Consider the following 22,347-nt stretch of genomic DNA (forward strand, 5'->3'; position numbering starts at 1 on the left):
TAATATGAGCACTTCAGAATATACAAAAGTTTATTACGGCAATTTTATTTTAGTAACTCGTGTTAAAGATGAGTTAGAACGTTTTGGAATCATTCCTATAATAAAAGACGAAGGAGAATCGCAGCGTTTGGCTGGTTACGCATCTATGAATCAAGGCTACCAAGAGGTATTTGTTCATAATGATGAGCTAGATAAGGCTACTGCTATTATTGAGCAAGTTAAGAGTGAGATGGAAGCCACAGAATAATATTATTAAAAAAAAAATGCTGATACTTTAAAATATCAGCATTTTTATTTTAATATAATTTTCTTCTATACCGTAACCGAATACATCTTCTCACGCTGCTCTTTAATTTTCTTATCACTCATATACTCATCAAACGTCATGTAACGATCTATTACACCGTTTGGTGTTAATTCAATAATCCTGTTACCAACGGTTTGTGCAAACTCATGATCGTGGGTCGTTAAAAGTACTGTTCCTTTGAAATTCTTTAAAGAGTTATTAAACGCGGTAATACTTTCTAAATCCAAATGATTCGTTGGCTCATCTAACATTAACACATTGGCTCTCATCATCATCATACGGCTTAACATACAACGAACTTTTTCACCTCCTGATAAAACATTAGAAGTTTTTAATGCTTCTTCTCCACTAAAAATCATCTTACCTAAGAAACCTCTAATATAAACTTCTTCACGTTCTTCTTCGGTTGTTGCCCACTGACGTAACCAATCTACTAAGGTCAATTTATTATTAAAAAACTCACTATTATCTAATGGTAAATAAGATTGCGTAGTTGTTACACCCCAAGCAAATTTACCTGAGTCTGCTTTTTCGTTTCCATTAATAATTTGGTAAAATGCCGTTGTAGCTCTAGAATCTTTTGAGTACACAACCACTTTATCTCCTTTAGCCAAATTAATGTCTACACCTTTAAACAAAATCTCTCCATCTAGACTTGCAGATAAACCTTCTATATTTAAGATTTGATCTCCAGCTTCGCGTTCGCGCTCAAAAATAATTGCAGGATAACGACGACTAGAACGTTTTATATCAGCGATATTTAATTTTTCTATCATCTTTTTTCTACTCGTTGCTTGTTTAGATTTTGCAACGTTTGCAGAGAAACGGCGAATAAACTCTTCTAATTCTTTTTTCTTCTCTTCTGCTTTTTTGTTTTGTTGCGCATGCTGTTTTGCTGCTAATTGAGATGACTCATACCAAAACGTGTAGTTACCAGAGAAGTGATTAATTTTTCCGAAATCAATATCAGAAATATGTGTACAAACCGCATCTAAAAAGTGTCTATCGTGAGATACAACAATAACACAGTTATCATAATTAGCTAAAAAGTTTTCTAACCAAGAAATGGTTTCGTAATCTAAGTCATTGGTTGGCTCATCCATAATTAACAAATCTGGATTACCAAATAAAGCTTGCGCCAATAATACACGTACCTTTTGCTTTCCATCTAAATCTTTCATTAGCATATAATGCAAATCTTCCTTAATACCTAAATTAGATAACATTGCAGCAGCATCACTGTCTGCATTCCATCCATTCATTTCTTCAAACTGAACCTGTAGTTCTCCAATTTTTTCAGCATTTTCATCTGTATAATCTGCATAAAGTGCATCGATTTCGGTCTTTAACTTATACAATGGTTTATTACCCATTATAATAGTCTCTAAAACCGTATACTCATCATATAAATTATGATTTTGCTCCAAAACAGACATACGTTTTCCTGGTTCTAAATGTACGTGTCCAGATGTAGGATCCATTTTTCCGGCAATAATCTTTAAAAATGTCGATTTACCTGCGCCATTAGCACCAATGATTCCGTAGCAATTACCATTATTAAAAGTGGTATTTACTTCGTCAAAGAGTACGCGTTTTCCGAATTGAACTGACAGATTAGAAACTGTTAACATATTATATATTTTTTGAGAGTGCAAAAGTAGAAAATTAAACTCAAACTCTATGATATAACAGTGTTATGAATACTAAAAATTTGAAAAAGTATTATTTATTATGAATTTTGAGAATGATTTATGTTATTTAGACGGAATAATAAGCACTACAACAAGTTTTAACGAGGTATTAACAAGAGTTGAGCATTCCAAGCTATATTTTTGTTTATTAATTATTAGAAATAACCCTTTGTTTTATAAATATTTACTTTGTTGCTCGATGATTGCCTCTATCACCTTAGGTTGCAATTCTAATGGTGAGAATTCTGATTTTGCTTACATTGGAGGCGAGATTATTAATCCAAAAAACAAGAGTATTATCCTATATAATACTGAGGGTAAAGTAGCAGATACTTTTCAATTAGACGCCAATAATAGATTTATACATAAAATAACAAAACTACAACCTGGATTGTATTCTATTAGACATGGTGGTGAATATCAAATGGTATTGTTAGAACCTAATGATAGCATTATGTTTCGATTAAATACATACGATTTTGATGAGTCCTTGGTATTTACAGGTAATGGTGCTAAAAAGAACAATTATCTTATAAAAACCTATTTATCTAACGAAAAGGAAGCAAAAAAGCTCGTTAAGTATTCTAAAATGGAGCCAGAGGCTTTTAATACATTTGTTGAAGAGCGACGCCTACGTAGACTTGGAGAATTTCATGAGTTTTTAACTCATAATGAAGAGTCTGAGTTTTTTAAATCTATTATAGAGGCAAATATTAATTATAACTCGTATGCGGATAAAGAAATTTACCCTTTTGCATATTTTGGTAATAATAAACTAATTCATATAAAAGATTTACCAGATGATTTTTTTAATCACAGAAAAAGCATCGATTATAATGCAAGTCACTTAAGTCACTTTTATTCTTATAATCGTTTTCTTTCTTTTCATATAGATAATTTAGCCACTCACAATTATTATAAACACAACGCACATCATAGTAAGTTTGATAGGCATGATATTGGTTACAACAAATCTAAGCTCGATTTAATAGATAGTATAATCCATGATGAAACTATAAAAAATAAGCTTTTAAAATATACAGCAATTGATTATATAAGCTATAACCATACTGAAGCAGAAGCTAATTCATTACTAGATTATTATCTAACTAAAAGCACAAATGAAGAAGATGAAGCTTACATGAAAGATTTGGTATCTAACTTAAAGTCATTGAGACAAGGTAACCCTTTACCAAATCTGTCTATAGTTAATTATAACGACTCAGAGCATTTTTTAAACTCAATAATTAGTAAACCAACAATAATATATTTTTGGTCTTCTAACTCTAAAATGCAATATAGAAATAGCCATTTTATGGTGAATAAGCTAAAATCTAAATTTCCTCAAATGGATTTTGTTTCTATTAATGTTAATGATAATGATGATAAATTTTGGAAAAAAATTATCAATAATTATGATTTCCCAAACACTAATGAGTTTAAGTTTAAAAATTCACGAAAAGCTAGAAAAACATTAGCGGTAAACTATTTGAACAAGTCTATTATTGTTGATGAGAATGGAATTATTCTTCATCCAAATGCTAACATTTTTAGTTCGGATTTTGAAGAAATTCTTGAAGAGCTTTTAATAAAAAAGCATCTTATTGTAAAACAAGATGCTCTTTAAATTATTTTAGTAAATTATTTTTTAATTCCCTTTTTTGTAATCCGCTAAGAATTTTTCTAAACCAATATCTGTTAAAGGATGTTTAAGTAATCCTGTGATAGAACTTAAAGGTCCTGTCATTACATCTGCACCTAATTTTGCACAATCTATAACGTGCATGGTATGACGAACAGAAGCTGCTAATATTTCAGTTTCAAAAGCGTAATTATCGTAGATATGTCTAATCTCTGCAATAAGGTTTAAGCCATCTGTAGAAATATCATCTAAACGACCAATAAATGGAGATACATAAGTTGCACCTGCTTTTGCCGCTAATAATGCTTGACCTGGAGAAAACACTAAAGTTACGTTAGTTTTAATACCTCTATCCGAAAAATATTTACAAGCTTTTACACCATCTTTAATCATTGGTAACTTTACAACGATTTGCTCGTGTAATTCTGCCAAGGCTTCACCTTCTCTAACCATACCTTCAAAATCAGTTGCAATAACTTCAGCTGAAACGTCACCTTCTACAATATTACAGATGTCTACATAATGCTTTAAGATATTATTAGTACCAGTAATACCTTCTTTGGCCATTAACGATGGGTTTGTAGTAACTCCATCTAAAATACCCATATCTTGAGCTTCTTTAATCTGCTCTAAATTAGCAGTATCGATAAAAAATTTCATGTAATTTAATTTTGATTTGTTGTGTTTTTTGTTGTCGCAAATTTACGACTTTAAGCATCCTGTAAAAGGAATTGTTTTTAAAATATATTAACAATATCTATAATAAAAGCGTTCTACAACTTATAATGATTCATTAACAGTTTCTCATAAACTGTATCTGGTAAAATGCGCTTCAAAACAATTGAAAATTTCTGCATAAATGCACCAACTTTATAATGGATCTTAGGCTTATTCGTCTCAATGATTCTAAAAATGGCATTAGCCATTTGTTGAGGATCATTCCCTTCATCCACATGCTCATCCATAGTTCTTAGTGTGTTGCCATATTTCTCTTGGTATGGCGAGTCATCTAGTATTGGCGCATGGTAGCGACCAGCTGCTATATTAGTTGCAAAATCGCCAGGTGCAACATTTGTCATCTCTATATTAAATTCCTTTAGCTCCATTCTAAAGGCTTCAGTAATTAATTCTAAAGCGCCTTTACTAGCACTATAAATGCCTCTATATGGTAAACCCATATAACCGGCAATTGAGGTTATATTAATTATTAAACCAGAGTTTTGAGAACGCATGGTTGGCAAAACAGCCTTTATAACATTAATTGGTCCAAAGAGATTGGTTTCAAAATTGCGTTTAATTTCTGAATCTGGAATTTCTTCGATAGGACCCGTAATGCCAGCACCAGCATTATTGATGAGTACATCAATCTTAGATTCTTTATTTAACACTGCATTGACACAAGTAGCAATAGTTTCAGGTTTTGTAACATCTAAAGCAACAATAGGAAATTTACTATCTGGATAATTATCTGGATTACGGCTAGTGCCATAAACCTTATAGCCTTTAACTTGAAGATATTCGCCAACAGATTTTCCAATTCCAGAAGATCCACCTGTTATTAAAACTACTTTAGACATAATGCTGAGAAATTATAAGCACAAAATACAAATTTATAGGAGACTTTAGGGTACAAAAAAAGGCAAGCTACCTACATCACACCGCTACGACCATCTACCTTTGCTGCGTTCCCGCCCTGGAGGATTCAACAGGAGCTGGTTGTGTAGGACTTGCCAGGCGCAAAGATACAATCTTTTAATACTTTTACAATCATTTAGTAATGATTTTTAAACTGAATTTTATTTAATAACTTGCTGAAAAATCTTTTAGTACTTATGCGATTATCTAAATATATCATTCTCTTGTGTTTAAGCTTCATTTTAACTAATTGTGGAGATACAAACTCAACAAAACAAAATGGTTTATCTATAAATACTGGTGTAAAATCTGCTATGTTAGGTGACACAATTAACCTATCTATAAATAACCCTAAAAAAATAGATATAGACAATGTTAGCTTTCAACTCGATGGGCAACCCATTTCTGAAAATAAAATATTAAATGATATAACGCTTGGTGAAAAAACGATAACAGCTATTGTAAAATATGGTGATGAAACGCAAACACTTACAAAAACTCTTAAAGTCTTTAATAATGTAATCCCTACCTATTATAAATATGAAGTGGTAAACACGTATCCTCACGATATTACATCTTATACACAAGGCCTAGAATTTTTTAATGGTGAATTATATGAAAGCACTGGACAAAAAGGTGAATCTAAACTTAGAAAAGTAAATTTTGAAACTGGTGAAGTACTAAAAAACATCAATTTAGAAGACAAGTATTTTGGTGAAGGACTCACCATTTTAAACGACAAAATCTATCAATTAACATGGCAAGCTGAAAGAGGTTTTGTTTATAATGTCAATACTTTTGAAAAACTAAGCACTTTCAATTACGGAAAAAGCAAAGAAGGTTGGGGACTTTGTAATGATGGCAAACAACTTTACAAATCTGATGGTACAGATAAAATTTGGACGTTAAATCCTGATAATTTAACTGAAGAAAAATTTATTCAAGTCTATACTGAAAAAGGTAAAATACCAAGCCTTAATGAATTGGAATGGATAGATGGAAAGATTTACGCCAACATTTACCAACGTAATGGTGTGGTTATCATTAATCCTAAAACTGGTGGTGTTGAAGGCGTAATAGATTTTAAACCTTTAAGAAAACTAGTAAAGCAGCATGACGAGTTAGATGTTTTAAATGGTATTGCCTATCACCCAGAACGTCAAACTATTTTTGTAACAGGGAAAAACTGGGACAAACTGTTTGAAGTTAAAATAACTAAATAATAAACTTCACTCACCAAAAAGGTCAGTTCACTCATTCTTCATTTTAATTTAGCATTAGCTTTTGGTCCTTTGATATATAAATCAAACAACCATGAGAAAAGCCATTACTATTAATATTCCAGAACCTTGCCATGAGGATTGGAATAAAATGACTCCAAAAGAACAAGGTCGTCATTGCGATGCCTGCAATAAAACTGTTATTGACTTTACCAAGAAGACCGATGAGCAAATCATTAAGACCTTAGAAGCCAAAGGAAAGCTCTGCGGAAGATTTAAAACCCAACAACTCAATAGAGAACTTGTTTTAGCCAGAAAAGATAAAAACAATTATTTGTCTTGGGCAGCTTCTGGTTTGTTTGCTTTTATGGCGTTAGGCAATCTGGAAGGTCATGCCCAAGGAAAGCCCAAAACTGTAAAAGTAGATTCAAATAAAGTTCCCCAGGTAAAAGGTAAAATTGCTACTTCAGTAATAAATGAGAAAATTATTAGTGGAACAATAACAACAGCATCAGATGGTTTACCATTACCAGGTACTTCTGTTATTATTAAAGGAACTGACAAAGGAGTTCAAACAGATTTTGATGGATTATATAAAATTAAAGTAAATATTGGAGATGTATTGGTCGTGAGTTATGTAGGAATGCAATCTACTGAAATTACTGTTGGCACAAGTAATATTATAGATATCGTATTGGAAGATGATAGTTCTCTTGATGATATTATCATTGTTGGTGGTTGGGTCTCTTATCCGCACTATGAATATTGCAGAGATAGTGAAGATTACGAAACTTCTGTATTTGCAACTAAAACAGAAAGAGATAAAGTAAAAAAGAATAGAGAACATTATGAAAACTGGAAAAAAAGAAACAAAGCCAGAAGAATAAAATGGAAAAAAGAACGAATAAATAAACGAAAAGCCATTAGAAATGGAGAACAAGATCGGACCTCTTTAGGTAAATTCTTTTACGGAATTAAAAGTCTATTCTCAAAGAAGTAATACCTTTATGCATCAAAATACAATAGATGCAAGTATTCGAAAAAACCATAACCGTTTCTAAGGAAGATATTGACGATCTCAACCACGTTAACAATGTAAGATATGTACAATGGGTACAAGATATTGCTAAAGAACATTGGCTTACTTATGCAACAAAAGACCTTCTTAATTCATACTCATGGTTTTTAGTGAATCATTTTATAGAATATAAAAATCAGGCGTTACTTGGTGAGAAATTATTGCTAAAAACTTACGTCCCTAAAGTTGAAGGAGTTAGCACAATTAGACATGTAGATATTATAAATGCCGAAACAAATCAACTCATTGTAACTTCTAAAGCAAAATGGTGCTTAATTGATTCTAAAACACAACGACCAACAAGAATAATACCAGAACTAGCTAAACTTTTCAATTAACATTTTATTAGGTTAAAGTTTATTTAATTAGCTAAATACTTTAAAGAGAAAGTATTTTCTTTATTGCATCAATCAACTCACTATGCGACAATTACTAATCTTTATCGCCTTTATAAGCGTGCCTATGCTTATAAGTGCTCAAACCTTAAGAGGTAAAGTTTACGACTCCACATCAACGGCAAAAAGCGTTAAAGTTTTTAACGATACTCAAAATAGAATTACAGCAACTAATGATAAAGGTGAGTTTACTATAGTAGCAAAGGTTAACGATACTATTCTGTTTGAGTCAGTTTTTTACCATCCAAAAGTGGTAATTCTTAAACCCTATCATTTTGAAGATATTGCCGTTTTCGAATTAAAAAAAGTAGTCAATACCTTGGATGAAGTAGAAATTGTAGCTGAACCAGAGCAGCCAGTTTTTGAAATAGAAACTTATAATAGTGAACTTCAGAATTTAATAAAAGAAGATATAAAAAATAATCCTCAGCTATATGCACCTTCTACTTCAAACTATGGTGTAGATTTTGTTTATCTATTTAGAAAGCTCTTTAGTATAATAAAAAAGAAAAAGAAAAAACCAGAAGAAATAGCAATTACTTACGACCAACTTAAAAAGCTAATAGATAACGATACCTTTTTTAATAGTGATTTATTAACTAAAGACCTTAAAATTCCTAATGATCGTGTGTATTTATTTCTCGAATTTTGCTCTGCTAAGCAAATCAATCCTGTATTACTTCAAAAAGAAAAAAAAATGCAATTATTAGAGGAATTGGTTTTAAGCAGCCAACTCTTTTTAATTCTTTTAGAAGAATATGACGAGGATAGTATTATAAAAGATTAAATTTTTCTGTTACAAAATTATCATTAGTACGAAAGCAATAATAATTGATTCCATATCAAGTAAATTATAACAATCATTTAGGAAAAACATACAACTTCATAATAATTCCTAACTTCAAAAGTTATATTTTTAAACCTTAATTATATTTATCTTATATGAAGCGATTGCTATCATTCTTTATTTGTTTTGGAATCCTATTATTTTGGAGTTCTTGTCGTGATGATTTTGAGTTTTCACCAAGTAAAGGAAACTTAAAGTTTGCAAAAGATACTGTGTATTTAGATACTGTTTTTACAAATATTGGTTCTAGCACGTACAATCTTAAAGTGTATAATCGAAGTAACGATGATATTGTAATACCAACCATTCAGCTAGAAAACGGCGTCAATTCATTTTATAGAATGAATGTAGATGGTGGTACAGGTTTAGTAGGAGCACAAGAAGGTAAATTCTTTGAAGATGTAGAACTTTTAGCAAATGATAGTTTGTTCATTTTTATTGAAACAACTATTGATATTGAAACGCTATCAAATTCTGACACTCAGTTTTTATACACAGATAAAATTCTTTTCGATTCTGGTAGTAACCAACAAGATGTCGATTTAGTGACTCTAGTTAAGGATGCTGTTTTTATATATCCAAACAGAGATGCCACCACTGGAATTGTTGAAACTCTAAGCTTTGATGTAGATGGTGATGGAAATGATGATGAGACTACATTACAAGGTCGTTTTCTCGAAGACAACGAACTCACTTTCACCAACGAAAAACCTTATGTTATCTATGGTTATGCAGGTGTTGATAACGGTAAAACACTAACGATGGAAGCTGGAGCTCGTGTTCATTTTCACGCAGATTCTGGCATCATTGTAACCGATGGTGGTACATTAAATATTAATGGAGAATTAAGCACAGACCTAGATGCTTTAGAAAATGAAGTTATACTGGAAAGTGATAGACTAGAACCATTATTTGAAGATGTCCCAGGTCAATGGGGAACTATTTGGCTCTTTAATGGCAGTGAGAATAACACTATTACATATACCACGATTAAAAATGCAACTATTGGTATTTTGTCAGAAGGTAATCAAGATGCCACAAACGATAAATTAACTATTACTAATTCTCAAATTTACAATTCAAGTAGTTTTGGGTTATTGGGAAGAGCAACCTCAATTTCAGCTGAAAATGTAGTCATTAATAATAGTGGACAATCCTCTTTTGCTGGGACTTTGGGTGGTAAATACAATTTTACACATTGTACTATTGCCAACTACTGGAATAATAGTTTTAGACAATTCCCTGCCCTACTTCTTAATGATTTTGTGCTCGACGAAAACGGAACAGCCATTGTTAATGATTTAGATGAAGCTAACTTCACTAACTGTATTGTATATGGCAATGATAACCCAGAATTTTTATTAGAAAATGAAGGTGATGTTTTCAATTATAAATTTACGAATTGCTTATTGCGTTTTAGCAACAGTAATCTAGAAAATACTGGTAATTATATGTTTGATGACACCAATTTTTATACTGGTAATAGCTTTAATGATGACCCAAATTTTGAAGATCCTTTTGAAAACTTAATGCGTATTGGTGAAGATTCTGGTGCAAATGGAATTGCATTATCGCTCAATCCAACAGGTTCTGATTTATTAAATTCAGCTAGAAATTCTACTGAACCAGACTGTGGCGCTTATGAGAGTGTTGTTTTTGAGGATTAACATAATATGAGCAATAAAAAAAGGCTGAAATTTATAAAGCGTCTTTCAATAGTTATTTTACTTATTGGTCTTTTATTAATACATTTTTTTGTTCCTAGACTTATTACCGAAATTAGAAACCCTGTAGTTGGACTAATTAAGAGAAATCGAAATATAAAACACGATTTAGCAACAAATAAAACCACATCTAGCAAGGAAAAAGAATTCTATTTCAATTCTTTTGATAATACAAAACTGTCTGCTGAGATAACCTATTCTTCTCTCGACTCTACCAAAGGAAATATTATTCTACTTCATGGAATACGATCTAGCAAACTACAATTTACACAACTTACTGATTTTTTATCTGCGCATGGATATAATGCAATAGCCTTAGATTCTCGAGCTCATGGCAAAAGTGAAGGTCAATTTTGTTCTTTTGGAGTTAATGAAAAAAAAGATATCACTGCATTAATTGATTATTTATCTAAAAATGAAAACTTAAATCATTTTGGAGTTTGGGGACAATCTCTTGGTGGAGCCATTGGTTTACAAGCAATGGGTTATGATAAACGAATAAAATTTGGTGTCATTGAAAGTACTTTTTCAGATTTTAAAACCATTGTAAATGATTATTTCGATTTACACGCTGGTTTTAGCTTTTCACCTTTTTCAAATTATTTAGTTAACAGAGCTGGGGAAATCGCCGAATTCGACCCAAATGATGCAATGCCAATAAAATATTGCAAATCTATAAATCAACCGATTTTAGTCGTTCATGGCAATGAGGATAAACGAATTAATATTAAATATGGAAAAGCTAATTTTTCAGCTATTCCCAGTAAACATAAAGAATTCATACAAATTGATTCTGCCAATCATTCTAATGTATGGAAGGTTGGAGGAGAAACTTATTTTAATAGAGTTTTAAAATTTTTAGACGATCAATACATTTCAAAAAAAAGCCTTTCAATATAATATGAAAGGCCTTTTATTAATTTTCGAGCATCATCTCTTGGTTTCCAAATCGTATTGAAACAACACCTATATTTTGAATTAAAATAATTTCAGAATTATTAAAATTGCTATAAATTCTTAATACATCATCGTAGATGACGCCATTATAACTATAATTATTAATGTAGTTGTTTTCTTCTAATCCATAATAAATCCCAAAACTACCTACATTATTATCTACAATGGTCGTTCTAAACCCAGAACTAGTTCCAACATATAACTCATAATTACTACTACTGCTCATAGATACATTAATTTCCTCAAAACTATCATCACAGTTTGAACCAGTATAAAAAGATGAAGTTGGACTACTTTCCTCATAAATATCATGTTCATAAGTAATACTTTCGAAAAGTATAAAGTTTTGATTACTATCTATAAATGTAAGTGAACTTGCATTTTCATATGGGAATAATGCTATCGTATCATCACTCAAATAATAAGTTTCTTCATCACAACGACATGAATAACATAATAACAAAATTAGAATAAATAAAGTCCTTTGCATTTAGTTTAAACTCACATAAAAACCTAAGCATTAAATAAAGGTCTTCCTCCCATTAAAGCATTCACTTTTTCAGCAACACCTTCTAAAACAGTTTCATTTTCATGATTCATAAGCACTTCATCAATTAAATCTACAACATAAGCCATATCATTTTCCTTAAGTCCTCTAGTAGTAATGGCTGGTGTACCAACTCTAATACCAGAAGTTACAAATGGAGACTCAGTATCAAAAGGTACCATGTTTTTATTCACAGTAATATCTGCTTTTACCAATGCATTCTCAGCATCTTTACCTGTAATGTTTTTATTTCTAAGGTCAATCAACATCATGTGATTATCTGTTCCACCAGAAATTAGGTTGTAGTCTTTAGCTACAAAAGCTTTAGCCATAGCATCTGCATTATGCTTTACTTGTAGCATATAATGCATAAACTCATCAGTTAATGCTTCACCAAAAGCAATCGCTTTAGCAGCAATTATATGCTCTAACGGTCCACCTTGATTACCTGGAAAAACACCAGAATCTAACAATCCTGACATTTTACGAAGCTTTCCACTCTTTAATGTAATACCAAATGGGTTATCAATATTTTCACCCATCATAATCATTCCGCCTCTTGGTCCACGTAGAGTCTTATGTGTTGTAGTAGTTACCACATGGCAGTGTGGCATTGGATCATTTAAAATACCTTTTGCTATTAAACCTGCAGGATGCGAAATATCTGCCAATAAAATAGCGCCAACGCTATCTGCTACCTCTCTAAACTTAGCAAAATCAATATCTCTAGAATATGCAGAAGCACCAGCAATTATTAATTTTGGTTGTTCTTTTTTAGCTTGGTCAGCTAACATATCATAATCTATATAACCTGTATCTTTCTTTACACCATAAAAAGTAGGACGATACAATTTTCCTGAAAAATTAACAGGAGAACCATGTGTTAAATGCCCACCATGAGATAAATCGAATCCTAAAATAGTATCACCTGGCTTTAAACATGCATGAAAAACCGCTGTATTAGCCTGACTTCCGGAATGTGGCTGCACGTTAGCATAAGCCGCACCAAATAAGGTCTTAGCACGCTCAATAGCAATATTTTCTACTTCATCGACAACTTCACAACCTCCATAATAACGTTTGCCAGGATAACCTTCAGCATATTTATTGGTTAATACAGAACCTGCAGCTTCCATAACTTGGTCACTTACAAAATTCTCTGAAGCTATTAATTCTATGCCATCTACTTGGCGTTCTCTTTCGGCTTGTATGAGTTCAAAAATTTGTTCGTCGCGTTGCATATTTAAAGTGTTTGTTAAATCGAAACAAAAATAGTGAATACATTAGTTTAAATATCAAAAATTATGTAGGTTTGAGTAGAAATTAATGAACATTTAATCAACAATAACAATATGCCATTATCAGCCAATAATCCTAATAGAACATCTTGGTTATACGTAAATAAATATTCCGATTTTCCAATTCAGAATATTCCTTTTGGTGTTTTCTTAACTCGAGAAGATATTATAACCATTGGAACACGAATTGGAGATACAGCAATTGACCTTGGTGCTCTTCATCAATTAGGCTATTTTGATGGTATTCCTTTAACGGATGATATCTTTATTCAAGATACATTAAACGACTTTATTGCTGATGGTAGAAAAACGTGGCGCGCTGTACGTAATCGTGTTGCTGAAATTTTTGATGCTAATAACGAAACACTTAAAAATAACACTAAACATAAAGAAATCATCTGTTTTAGATTAGATGAAATAGAAATGCAAATGCCTGTACAAGTTGGTGATTATACTGACTTTTATTCAAGTAAAGAGCACGCTACAAACGTAGGTACTATGTTTCGTGGTGAAGACAATGCCCTTATGCCAAACTGGTTACACTTACCTGTAGGTTATCATGGTCGCAGTTCTTCAATAATTACAACGCATATCCCAATTCATAGACCACAAGGACAAACCATGCCAGAAGGCGCTGATAAACCTGTCTTTGGACCAAGTAAATTGGTGGATTTTGAATTAGAAATGGCGTTTATAACAACCGATGCTAATGATTTAGGAGAACCAATTCCTATTGAAGAGGCTGAAGAATATATCTTTGGCTTAGTTGTTTTTAATGATTGGTCTGCTCGCGATATTCAAAAATGGGAATATGTACCATTAGGTCCTTTCTTAGGAAAGAATTTTGCATCCTCAATATCACCTTGGATTGTAACACTTGATGCCTTAGAACCATTTAGAGTAGAAAGTCCTAAGCAAAACCCTAAACCATTAGAGTATTTGCAAACCAAAGGCAAAAAGAGTTTTGATATACATCTGGAAGCAGGCATTATCCCAAAAGGAGGTAAAGAAACTACAGTATGTAAATCTAACTTTAAATATATGTACTGGAATATGGCACAACAATTAGCACATCATACGGTTAATGGCTGTCCTGTAAATTCTGGTGATATGATGGGAAGTGGCACTATTTCCGGCCCTACTGAAGATTCTTTTGGATCTATGTTAGAATTGACATGGAAAGGCAGTAAACCATTAAAATTAAAAGATGGTACAGAACGTAAATTTATCAATGATTACGATACTGTTGTAATGAGAGCTTATTGCGAAAATGATGATGTACGTATTGGTTTTGGTCAAGTAAAAACGCAATTATTACCTGTTTTTAATCCGAAGAAAAAGAAGTAAACCTAACATACTTTATATAACTAATAAAGCTCATGAAAGTATATCATGAGCTTTTTATGTTTTTAGAATGGTACTTTACAACTAAAACTCACCCACTCTCGTTTTACTGGATGCTCAAAACACAAAGTTTCTGCGTGAAGATGCAGTCGATTTGATTGAATGCCATACAAATCGTCACCAAGAATAGGACTATTTAAACCTAAGTGATGTGCAGCATGCACTCTTAATTGGTGTGTTCTTCCAGTTATTGGATAAAAATGGATTCTGGTTTTATTATTTTCAGTATTAATAACTTCATATTTTGTTTTGGCTGATTTGCCATGTTCAGCGCAAACTAATTGTCTTGGTCTATTATTTAAATCTACACGAAGTGGTAAATCAATTGTTCCTTCTTTAGTATTTATAACACCATCAAGCAAAGCGACATAACGTTTTTTAATAGTTCGATTTATAAACTGCTTTTGAAGGTTTTTATGCGTTTTCTCATTCTTAGCAACCAACATTAAACCAGAAGTTGACATATCTAAACGATGCAACAACAATGGTCCTGTAGCATCCGGCAAATAATCTTGCATTCTTGTTAAAACAGAATCTTTAATTGTTTTACCAGGCACAGACAAAAACTCGTGCGGTTTATTAAGCACAAGAAGAAATTCATCTTCATATATAATGTCAATGTTGCCGCTAAATTTACCTGCTGATTCTATAGGATTGGGTTCTACATCTAGACCTTTCATCATATGGCCTAAAATAGGCTCGCAACGTCCGCGACAAGAGGGATAAAATTGTCCATGCTTTCTAACTTCTGCTGTTGGTGAAATTCCCCAATAAAATTCGGCCATAGCAATAGGTTTTAGATTATTTAGATAGGCAAATTGAAATAACTTTGGTGCTGCACATTCACCAGCAGCTACAGGTGGCTGGCCCAATTCTGTGATCTTAAAAATATCAATTAGATTTTTGATTTCACCCACTGCATTTAAAAACTGATACTGCTCGTGGATTCGTTTTTGCAAGCTTGCAGATAATGTTTTTCGTTCTAGTTTTAAAGCTTTAATAGGTTGCATTAGTTTCTCTAAAACCAATTCAGCCTTATTTATCTCTGCTTCACAATTCAGCTTTAAATATTTTAAATCAATATTACTTTGAATACTTTGCTGCTTCAATTCTTCAAATAAAGATGCTTTTTCTAATACTGAAAGTTTAGACTCTGCTTCTTTTCTAAGTTGTTTTCGCTTTTCTTTTTCTACTTTGGCTTTTTGTTTAAAAACTTCAAGCTCATTTATACTTTTCAACTTAACGTTTTCTAGGTTTAATTTTGCAATCTCAATTTCAGGATTTTGTTCTAAAGCCTCAATTATAGCCGTTAAGTTATTAACATGCTCCTCACTTTGCTTGTAAAAACCATCCTTATTTAAAGTGTCAAAAATTGGAGGTACAAAACCTTTTAGGTAATTACTTTCTGCCAATTTTCCTGAAAAAGCAACAATGTAACCCACATCACCATCCATAGATTGCACAATCATAACACCAAACATTTTCCCGATTTTTAAACCTTTCTTGTTTTGGTTTAACCCAAAGTTATGTTCAAAATTGGTTTGAGTGCTTAAATACGTTTTTACCTCTTCGGCAGCTTTAATGCAAAGTGGATGTGGTTGGTAATAAAACGGATAGGTAAATTGCTTTGGCAAATCCAAAACAGAATTAGAGCTAATTGGATGAAAAAGAAAATTATCCGTTTTAAACATTATAGTTTTTTAATACGCAAAGAAACAAAAATATTTAAGGTTGTAGCGACATCATTTTTTTTGAAAATTATTTTTTTGAAAAAACTAAGAATTACTTTAACCTATTGTTTTTACTACTATTACAGTCAATCAATATCCCTCTAAAAAAACTCAATTTTTAATTTGGCATCATAATTGGTTTTACCAAATATATAACCTCTAAAAAACAAGATTATGAAACGATTTTTACTATTATCAGTCCTAGTTTCGGTACTCGTATCTTGTAGTGCCAAAAAACAAATGGAAAGCGCCATTAGCAATGGAAATTATGACCAAGCAATTAATGATGCCTTAAGAAAACTTGAAAACAACAAAGACAAAAAGCGTAAGCAAGATTATATTGTTATGCTTGAGGATGCGTATTACAAAGTTTTAGAGGAAGATTTAAAACATGTAGCACATCTTAAAAAAGATGGTAATCCAGAACAGTACAAAACAATTTATAATATCTATTTAGATTTAGAAGCAAGACAAAATGCTATAAAGCGTGTTATGCCTCTAAAAATAAACGGTAAAACATTGAATTTACAGTTCAATGATTACAGTTCTGAAATTGTAGATTACAGATATAAAACATCTGAATATTTAATAGACCAAGGAATTACACTATTAGATTCTGAAGACAAATATAATGCGAGAAAAGCATATGACATTTTTAGATACATAGAACGTATAAATCCAAATTTTGAAGAAACCAGAAGTCTAATGACGGAAGCACATCAAAAAGGAACTGACTTTGTACATGTATCTATTATGAATAATACAAATCAAGTTATTCCGCAACGTTTAGAAACTGAGTTATTAGATTTTAATACTTATGGTTTAGATCAATTCTGGACAGAATACCATGCTGTTACCAATGAAACAATAGCTTATGATTTTGCAATGCAATTACAATTAATGCGAATTACTATTTCGCCAGAGCGAATTAATGAACGTCAATTACTAAGAGAAAAGCAAATTGTAGATGGTTGGGAGTATCAATTAGATACTAATGGTAATGTAATGAAAGACAGTCTCGGTAATGATATTAAAATAGATAAGATAATTAATGTTAGAGCAAGATTTGTTGAAGTTATACAAACTAAATCTGCTCAAGTTATTGCAGATGTGGTTTATACAGACCTAAAACAAAATCAAGTAATAGATAACTTTACAATAGAAAGTGGTTTTGTATTTGAAAACGTATTTGGACGTGTAAGAGGAGACCGACGCGCTTTAAATAGAGATGACAGAAATCTTTTAAGACAGCAGCAAATTCTGTTTCCATCAGATGAACAAATGGTTTATGATACAAGTGAAGATCTTAAACTAAAATTGAAAGGGATTATAAAATCCTATCGATTAAATAGTTAGTCATTAAAAACCTCTCAAAATTGAGAGGTTTTTTTAGTATTATGAAAATCCTCGGTTGTTCACCAATAATATTAATCAACACACGTAAGGTAATTCCTATTTGTGAATCAAATATTATGCATTTAATCGTATTTATTAGCATTTAGTCTAATTTTTACCTAAGTTTACCGCTTAATTGTTTTGAAACCTAAATCTAACAAAACTATTAACTTATGAAAAATCTACTACTTTCGGCATTAGTCTTAGTACTAATCATTTCTTGCAGCACGAGCAAACAAATTGAAAGATCTGTAAGTGTTGGTAATTATGACCAAGCTATTAATACTGCTTTAAGCAAACTCCGTACTAATAAGAATAAAAAGAGAAAAGCTGAATATATTGTAATGCTTGAAGATGCATATAAAAAGGCTAATCAGCGAGATATTGAAAATATTGAGTATTTAAAGAAGGATAATAATCCGGAAAATCACCTAAAAGTGTATGATCTTTATGTGACTTTAGATAATAGACAAGAACGTGTTAAGCCAATTTTACCCTTGTATGTAGATGGACGAGAAGCGGCAATACCGATTAACGATTATTCTAATGGACTTATCACTTCAAAAGAAAAAGCATCAGCACATCTTTATGCCAATGCTGTAGCAACTCTAAATCAACAAAATAATACTAAACAAAATTATAGATTTGCCTATAATCAGTTTAGAGATATAGAAGATATCAATCCTAACTATAGAGATGTTCGCCAATTACTAGAAGAAGCACACACAAAGGGAACTGATTTTGTATTAGTAGAAATGGTTAATGATACGGAGAAAGTTATTCCAGAGCGATTAGAAAATGATTTATTAAACTTTAGTACTTATGGTATTAATAACTTATGGACAGTTTACCATAATACAAATGATAACAACACAAAATACGATTACAGTATGCGTGTTAACTTAAGGCAAATTAATGTATCACCCGAACAAGTAAAAGAACGTCAACTTATAAAAGAAAAAGAGATTGTTGATGGCAAACAAATATTAAGAGATGAGAATGGCAATCAAGTTAAAGATAGCTTGGGTAATGCTATAGAAGTGGATAAGTTTAAAACTGTACGTTGTGAGTTTTACGAATTCAAACAATATAAAACTGTACAAGTTGTTGGTAATGTAGAATACTACAATTTAAATACTAAACAATTGGCTGATGCTTTCCCTGTAAATAGTCAATTTGTCTTTGAACATATCTATGCTAATGCTACTGGTGATCGTAGAGCCTTAGCAAATGATTTATTGCCTTTTTTAGAAAGACGTGCTGTACCTTTCCCTACTGAAGAACAAATGATTTACGATTCTGGTGAGGATCTAAAAAATCAGTTAAAACAGATTATGAGCTCCTATACTTTGAATTAATTAAAAGTTTTTCGAAATTCCATTGGTGACATCTCGGTTTTACTTTTGAATAGCTTAGTAAATGATGCTGGTCGTTCGAATCCTAAACCATAAGCGATCTCACTTATTGAGAGTGCTGTCATTGACAACTGCGCCTTAGCTTTTTCTATCAATTTATTATGAATATGATGCTGTGTACTTTGTCCTGTTAGGGATTTAAGCAAACTACTCAAATAATTTGTTGACAAATTTAAGCGGTCTGCAATCCATTGTACTTTGGGTAAGCCTTTTTCTATCAAATTATCATCTTTAAAATAGTCCTCTAAAACCTGTTCTAACTGACTTATAATTTGATGATTAGAAATTTGACGTGTAATAAACTGGCGTTCGTAAAAACGTTCGGCATAATTGAACAATAATTCTAACTGTGAAATCACAATTTTCTGACTGAACTTATCAATGTTAGATTGGTATTCACACTGAATCGTCTTTAGAAGATCGACCATCATTTGTTCCTCTTTTTCTGAAAGAAAAAGAGCTTCATTTATGTTATAACCAAAAAGATCATAGTTATTTATTTGCTTTGCTAAAGCCGAATTCCATAAAAAATCTGGATGCACTAAGAGTAACCAACCAGAAGGTTTACGCAACTTAGTATTAGGATTATTTCCCAAACTCATTAGCTGATTTGGGGCTATAAACGTCATAACACCTTCATCAAAATCATACTCCTGCTGGCCGTAAAATAACTTATGTGCTACATTTCGCTTAAGGCCAATAGTGTAATAATCCTGAATCCATTTTATATCTGCGATATTATCAGGATACTGAATAGCACTATAATCTATCAAACTAATCAAAGGATGCTCTGGTGCAGCTATGTTTGCCAATTTATGGTATTCATTTATTTTTTTAAAATGTTGTGGTGCTTTCATCTTTATAAATTTAATGAAAAGAATTGTATTGCAAACTCTAAAATTTAAACAAGCATGCCACCAGAAACTTCTATACGTTGACCATTTATCCAACCTGCTTTTTCTGAACATAAAAAGGCAACGGTACCGCCAATATCCTCAGCTTCACCTACTCTACCTAATGCTGTGATACTTGCAATTAAAGCCGCTTTATCTTTGTCTTTATTACTTCCACCTGCAAAATCAGTTGCTATGGCTCCTGGAGCAATAACATTGGCAGTTATTTTTCGATTTCCAAGTTCTTTAGCCAAATAGCGTGTAAAGACTTCTAAACCACCTTTCATCATTGCATAAGCAGACATGCCTGGTAAACTAAAACGTGCTAAACCACTAGAGATATTAATAATTCGACCTCCATTATTTAGAAATGGCAATGCCGCTTGTGTTAAAAAATAAATACTCTTAAGGTGTACGTTCATCATTTCATTAAACTGCTCTTCTGTAGTGTCAACGATAAGATTATAAACTCCTGTACCTGCATTATTCACTAAAAAATCAAAGTTAGAATTCCCGTGTTCTTGTTGTAAATATACTGTAGCTTTAACAATAAAGTCTTGACCACTTTTGTGGTTGCTGGCATCAAACGGAAAGGCTATTGCCTTTTGCCCAAGGGCTTCAATCTCTGAAATAACGTCTTTTGCTTTGTCTTCGTTTTTGAGGTAAGTAAATATAATATCTACACCATCTTTAGCAAGGTTAAGTGCCATGTCTCTGCCTAAACCTCTACTTGCGCCAGTAATAATTGCTGTTTTTTGTCTCATTTTACTATTGTTTTTTTAATTACAATACAAAGTTGAGTCCATTTACAGAAGTATACTTTTCCAAATCTATGGATAACTTATCCAAATCGTATGATGTTAATATGCAATAAGATTTTAAAAGAAAAGGATATAGTAATTAGTAATTATTTCTTCTTACCCACTTTAAAAGATTGTCTAAAGCGTTTTCGCTTTTTAGTCGGTTTTACCATCATTGCTCTTTCCCTTTGCAAGTCTTTTAAATCTTCAATGAGCTTAGATTTAACCAGACGTTCTAAAACCTCATTACGTTTTATATAACTATAAACACAACCTATTAGCAATGCAATACTGCCAACTATTTCTATAGAGCCATTAGAAATTAAAGGAAATTGGGTGTACAAATTAACACCAATTAAAGGCTTTAGATATATAAATTGGTATAACCCAAGTACCAGACAAAATAAACCCAAAACCAACAAAACAATAATATTAATAGTGATGCTGCGTTTTGTTTTATGTTCTAGTTTAGAAATATTAGCCTTACTTAGTATAGGATTATTAGCTTTCTCTTCTTTCGCAATAAACTCTAGAAAAGTTTCGGCTACACCATTTATAGTGATACCATAATTACGCTTATAAAGATCTTGCTTTGTGATTTTGTATTTCATGGAAGTACAACAAATTTATGAAATAACTTAATAAGATTGAGTTAAGAGTAAAAGTGACTAGGTATTGTTCTAAAAATAATTCTTAACAATGTCATTTTTACACAAGCCGAAGTTAAACTTAATACAATGTTGCGTCGTTTCACTAATTCAACAACGCTCAATACTAGAATTTCTATAACTTCAACAAACGTTGAATTATTTCAAAAACGTCATTTTAAACAAATCTATTAATATCCATCTCATTTATTGCACCATGAGAAGCATGTGCAACCACTACTCCATTTTTTATTACTAAAAGCTGAGGAGATTGATGCATTACCTGAAATTTATAACCCACTTCATTAGATACATCTCGATAACTTATTAAATCTAAATAGTATAAATCTACATTGTTATCTACATCAAAGGCAGACACAAATTGGTTCATTACCATTCTACTAATACCACAACGTGTAGAGTGCTTAAAAATAAGCTGTGTTTTAGTTTTAGATTTTTCAGTTATAACATCTAATTGTTCAATGGTGTTTAGAGGAATCCATGGTAAAACCTTCTCCTCTTTTGGTTCTGAAGAACCGTTAAATAGTTTATTAAAAATTCCCATAATTTATACGATTATATCAAGTAAGTCGTTAAAGCTTTATTATCTTACAAACTGACGAAACGTCACGCAATCAATAACAAAATCGGTCATTTTGTCTTTCAAATTGTATTGGTAAGATTATTGAATAAAGGTAAGAAAACTAAAATGATATTGTCAT

21 protein-coding genes and 1 other RNA gene are annotated in these 22,347 nt (G+C 31.7%); 11 read left to right on the top strand and 11 right to left on the bottom strand.

The features are described from left to right. Window positions 1-4: 4 nt before the first annotated feature. Window positions 5-247, top strand: coding sequence for a putative signal transducing protein (locus tag H8K90_RS16380; RefSeq protein WP_186847077.1), 243 nt, complete (start codon window positions 5-7; stop codon window positions 245-247). A gap of 65 nt (window positions 248-312) precedes the next feature. Here the strand turns inward: H8K90_RS16380 and H8K90_RS16385 are convergent, their stop codons facing one another. After that, a complete protein-coding gene (locus tag H8K90_RS16385) occupies window positions 313-1,938 on the bottom strand; it encodes an ABC-F family ATP-binding cassette domain-containing protein (protein WP_186847078.1) in 1,626 nt (541 codons plus the stop codon). A gap of 259 nt (window positions 1,939-2,197) precedes the next feature. Between H8K90_RS16385 and H8K90_RS16390 the strand changes: the two genes are divergently transcribed. Further along, window positions 2,198-3,625: a TlpA family protein disulfide reductase gene (locus H8K90_RS16390; protein WP_186847079.1), complete on the top strand. Its 1,428-nt coding sequence runs from the start codon at window positions 2,198-2,200 to the stop codon at window positions 3,623-3,625. A 21-nt stretch (window positions 3,626-3,646) separates the two neighbouring features. Here H8K90_RS16390 and fsa read toward each other — a convergent pair whose 3' ends face one another. The 3 genes from fsa to ffs all read right to left on the bottom strand — a co-directional run bounded on the left by fsa (window position 3,647) and on the right by ffs (window position 5,373). After that, window positions 3,647-4,300 carry a fructose-6-phosphate aldolase gene (fsa, locus tag H8K90_RS16395; RefSeq protein WP_186847080.1) on the bottom strand — a complete coding sequence of 218 codons (654 nt, stop codon included), beginning with the start codon at window positions 4,298-4,300 and terminating at the stop codon, window positions 3,647-3,649. A gap of 113 nt (window positions 4,301-4,413) precedes the next feature. Next, window positions 4,414-5,217 carry an SDR family oxidoreductase gene (locus tag H8K90_RS16400; RefSeq protein WP_186847081.1) on the bottom strand — a complete coding sequence of 268 codons (804 nt, stop codon included), beginning with the start codon at window positions 5,215-5,217 and terminating at the stop codon, window positions 4,414-4,416. Between the two features lie 57 nt (window positions 5,218-5,274). Further along, window positions 5,275-5,373, bottom strand: an RNA gene (gene ffs / locus H8K90_RS16405) — signal recognition particle sRNA small type. Window positions 5,374-5,472: 99 nt separating this feature from the next. On the opposite strand from ffs, the gene H8K90_RS16410 reads away from it, so the two are divergent. From H8K90_RS16410 to H8K90_RS16435, 6 genes are all read left to right on the top strand, one after another. Beyond that, the gene (locus H8K90_RS16410) at window positions 5,473-6,498 is read left to right on the top strand and encodes a glutaminyl-peptide cyclotransferase (protein ID WP_186847082.1); all 1,026 of its coding nucleotides are present in this window, start codon (window positions 5,473-5,475) and stop codon (window positions 6,496-6,498) included. A gap of 91 nt (window positions 6,499-6,589) precedes the next feature. Then, window positions 6,590-7,495 (top strand): carboxypeptidase-like regulatory domain-containing protein, encoded by a 906-nt coding sequence (locus H8K90_RS16415; protein WP_246457866.1) that lies wholly within the window; start codon window positions 6,590-6,592, stop codon window positions 7,493-7,495. Between the two features lie 26 nt (window positions 7,496-7,521). Further along, on the top strand, window positions 7,522-7,911 hold the full coding sequence (locus H8K90_RS16420) for an acyl-CoA thioesterase (RefSeq protein ID WP_186847083.1): 390 nt from the start codon (window positions 7,522-7,524) through the stop codon (window positions 7,909-7,911). Between the two features lie 82 nt (window positions 7,912-7,993). Continuing rightward, entirely contained in the window at window positions 7,994-8,755 is a 762-nt protein-coding gene (locus H8K90_RS16425; RefSeq protein WP_186847084.1) for a hypothetical protein, read from the top strand. Window positions 8,756-8,910: 155 nt separating this feature from the next. Then, window positions 8,911-10,482 carry a hypothetical protein gene (locus H8K90_RS16430; protein WP_186847085.1) on the top strand — a complete coding sequence of 524 codons (1,572 nt, stop codon included), beginning with the start codon at window positions 8,911-8,913 and terminating at the stop codon, window positions 10,480-10,482. Window positions 10,483-10,488: 6 nt separating this feature from the next. Then, a complete protein-coding gene (locus tag H8K90_RS16435; RefSeq protein ID WP_186847086.1) occupies window positions 10,489-11,439 on the top strand; it encodes an alpha/beta hydrolase in 951 nt (316 codons plus the stop codon). A 16-nt stretch (window positions 11,440-11,455) separates the two neighbouring features. Here the strand turns inward: H8K90_RS16435 and H8K90_RS16440 are convergent, their stop codons facing one another. Both H8K90_RS16440 and H8K90_RS16445 read right to left on the bottom strand, forming a co-directional pair. Further along, the gene (locus H8K90_RS16440) at window positions 11,456-11,986 is read right to left on the bottom strand and encodes a hypothetical protein (protein ID WP_186847087.1); all 531 of its coding nucleotides are present in this window, start codon (window positions 11,984-11,986) and stop codon (window positions 11,456-11,458) included. 23 nt (window positions 11,987-12,009) lie between these two features. After that, a complete protein-coding gene (locus tag H8K90_RS16445; protein ID WP_186847088.1) occupies window positions 12,010-13,284 on the bottom strand; it encodes a serine hydroxymethyltransferase in 1,275 nt (424 codons plus the stop codon). Between the two features lie 111 nt (window positions 13,285-13,395). Here H8K90_RS16445 and fahA point away from each other — a divergent pair, with 111 nt between their 5' ends. Next, on the top strand, window positions 13,396-14,688 hold the full coding sequence (fahA, locus tag H8K90_RS16450; protein WP_186847089.1) for a fumarylacetoacetase: 1,293 nt from the start codon (window positions 13,396-13,398) through the stop codon (window positions 14,686-14,688). 62 nt (window positions 14,689-14,750) lie between these two features. On the opposite strand, the gene H8K90_RS16455 is transcribed toward fahA, so the two are convergent. Beyond that, window positions 14,751-16,436: an RluA family pseudouridine synthase gene (locus tag H8K90_RS16455; protein ID WP_186847090.1), complete on the bottom strand. Its 1,686-nt coding sequence runs from the start codon at window positions 16,434-16,436 to the stop codon at window positions 14,751-14,753. 213 nt (window positions 16,437-16,649) lie between these two features. On the opposite strand from H8K90_RS16455, the gene H8K90_RS16460 reads away from it, so the two are divergent. Continuing rightward, complete coding sequence (locus tag H8K90_RS16460; RefSeq protein ID WP_246457869.1) at window positions 16,650-17,831, top strand: hypothetical protein; 1,182 nt, start codon at window positions 16,650-16,652, stop codon at window positions 17,829-17,831. Between the two features lie 212 nt (window positions 17,832-18,043). Further along, on the top strand, window positions 18,044-19,228 hold the full coding sequence (locus H8K90_RS16465; protein ID WP_186847091.1) for a hypothetical protein: 1,185 nt from the start codon (window positions 18,044-18,046) through the stop codon (window positions 19,226-19,228). On the opposite strand, the gene H8K90_RS16470 is transcribed toward H8K90_RS16465, so the two are convergent. The 4 genes from H8K90_RS16470 to ytxJ form a co-directional block, all read right to left on the bottom strand. Beyond that, a complete protein-coding gene (locus H8K90_RS16470) occupies window positions 19,225-20,142 on the bottom strand; it encodes a helix-turn-helix domain-containing protein (protein ID WP_186847092.1) in 918 nt (305 codons plus the stop codon). The genes H8K90_RS16465 and H8K90_RS16470 overlap by 4 nt on opposite strands. A 44-nt stretch (window positions 20,143-20,186) precedes the next feature. Further along, on the bottom strand, window positions 20,187-20,942 hold the full coding sequence (locus tag H8K90_RS16475; protein WP_186847093.1) for an SDR family NAD(P)-dependent oxidoreductase: 756 nt from the start codon (window positions 20,940-20,942) through the stop codon (window positions 20,187-20,189). 143 nt (window positions 20,943-21,085) lie between these two features. Then, window positions 21,086-21,589 (bottom strand): hypothetical protein, encoded by a 504-nt coding sequence (locus H8K90_RS16480; protein WP_186847094.1) that lies wholly within the window; start codon window positions 21,587-21,589, stop codon window positions 21,086-21,088. A 214-nt stretch (window positions 21,590-21,803) separates the two neighbouring features. Further along, entirely contained in the window at window positions 21,804-22,190 is a 387-nt protein-coding gene (gene ytxJ, locus H8K90_RS16485; protein WP_186847095.1) for a bacillithiol system redox-active protein YtxJ, read from the bottom strand. Window positions 22,191-22,347: the final 157 nt, after the last annotated feature.

Origin of the sequence: Winogradskyella echinorum (genome assembly GCF_014297365.1) — a bacterium.
GTDB lineage: Bacteria > Bacteroidota > Bacteroidia > Flavobacteriales > Flavobacteriaceae > Winogradskyella > Winogradskyella echinorum.

What these genes read in the sequence shown, in the direction of transcription:
- H8K90_RS16460 (WP_246457869.1), top strand. Translation starts at nt 16,650, where the DNA reads ATGAAACGATTTTTACTATTATCAGTCCTAGTTTCGGTACTCGTATCT.
- H8K90_RS16445 (WP_186847088.1), bottom strand. Translation starts at nt 13,284, where the DNA reads ATGCAACGCGACGAACAAATTTTTGAACTCATACAAGCCGAAAGAGAA.
- H8K90_RS16385 (WP_186847078.1), bottom strand. Translation starts at nt 1,938, where the DNA reads ATGTTAACAGTTTCTAATCTGTCAGTTCAATTCGGAAAACGCGTACTC.
- H8K90_RS16410 (WP_186847082.1), top strand. Translation starts at nt 5,473, where the DNA reads ATGCGATTATCTAAATATATCATTCTCTTGTGTTTAAGCTTCATTTTA.
- H8K90_RS16480 (WP_186847094.1), bottom strand. Translation starts at nt 21,589, where the DNA reads ATGAAATACAAAATCACAAAGCAAGATCTTTATAAGCGTAATTATGGT.
- H8K90_RS16475 (WP_186847093.1), bottom strand. Translation starts at nt 20,942, where the DNA reads ATGAGACAAAAAACAGCAATTATTACTGGCGCAAGTAGAGGTTTAGGC.
- fahA (WP_186847089.1), top strand. Translation starts at nt 13,396, where the DNA reads ATGCCATTATCAGCCAATAATCCTAATAGAACATCTTGGTTATACGTA.
- H8K90_RS16435 (WP_186847086.1), top strand. Translation starts at nt 10,489, where the DNA reads ATGAGCAATAAAAAAAGGCTGAAATTTATAAAGCGTCTTTCAATAGTT.
- H8K90_RS16420 (WP_186847083.1), top strand. Translation starts at nt 7,522, where the DNA reads ATGCAAGTATTCGAAAAAACCATAACCGTTTCTAAGGAAGATATTGAC.
- H8K90_RS16440 (WP_186847087.1), bottom strand. Translation starts at nt 11,986, where the DNA reads ATGCAAAGGACTTTATTTATTCTAATTTTGTTATTATGTTATTCATGT.
- fsa (WP_186847080.1), bottom strand. Translation starts at nt 4,300, where the DNA reads ATGAAATTTTTTATCGATACTGCTAATTTAGAGCAGATTAAAGAAGCT.
- H8K90_RS16470 (WP_186847092.1), bottom strand. Translation starts at nt 20,142, where the DNA reads ATGAAAGCACCACAACATTTTAAAAAAATAAATGAATACCATAAATTG.
- H8K90_RS16425 (WP_186847084.1), top strand. Translation starts at nt 7,994, where the DNA reads ATGCGACAATTACTAATCTTTATCGCCTTTATAAGCGTGCCTATGCTT.
- H8K90_RS16400 (WP_186847081.1), bottom strand. Translation starts at nt 5,217, where the DNA reads ATGTCTAAAGTAGTTTTAATAACAGGTGGATCTTCTGGAATTGGAAAA.
- H8K90_RS16415 (WP_246457866.1), top strand. Translation starts at nt 6,590, where the DNA reads ATGAGAAAAGCCATTACTATTAATATTCCAGAACCTTGCCATGAGGAT.
- H8K90_RS16455 (WP_186847090.1), bottom strand. Translation starts at nt 16,436, where the DNA reads ATGTTTAAAACGGATAATTTTCTTTTTCATCCAATTAGCTCTAATTCT.
- H8K90_RS16430 (WP_186847085.1), top strand. Translation starts at nt 8,911, where the DNA reads ATGAAGCGATTGCTATCATTCTTTATTTGTTTTGGAATCCTATTATTT.
- H8K90_RS16390 (WP_186847079.1), top strand. Translation starts at nt 2,198, where the DNA reads ATGATTGCCTCTATCACCTTAGGTTGCAATTCTAATGGTGAGAATTCT.
- ytxJ (WP_186847095.1), bottom strand. Translation starts at nt 22,190, where the DNA reads ATGGGAATTTTTAATAAACTATTTAACGGTTCTTCAGAACCAAAAGAG.
- H8K90_RS16380 (WP_186847077.1), top strand. Translation starts at nt 5, where the DNA reads ATGAGCACTTCAGAATATACAAAAGTTTATTACGGCAATTTTATTTTA.
- H8K90_RS16465 (WP_186847091.1), top strand. Translation starts at nt 18,044, where the DNA reads ATGAAAAATCTACTACTTTCGGCATTAGTCTTAGTACTAATCATTTCT.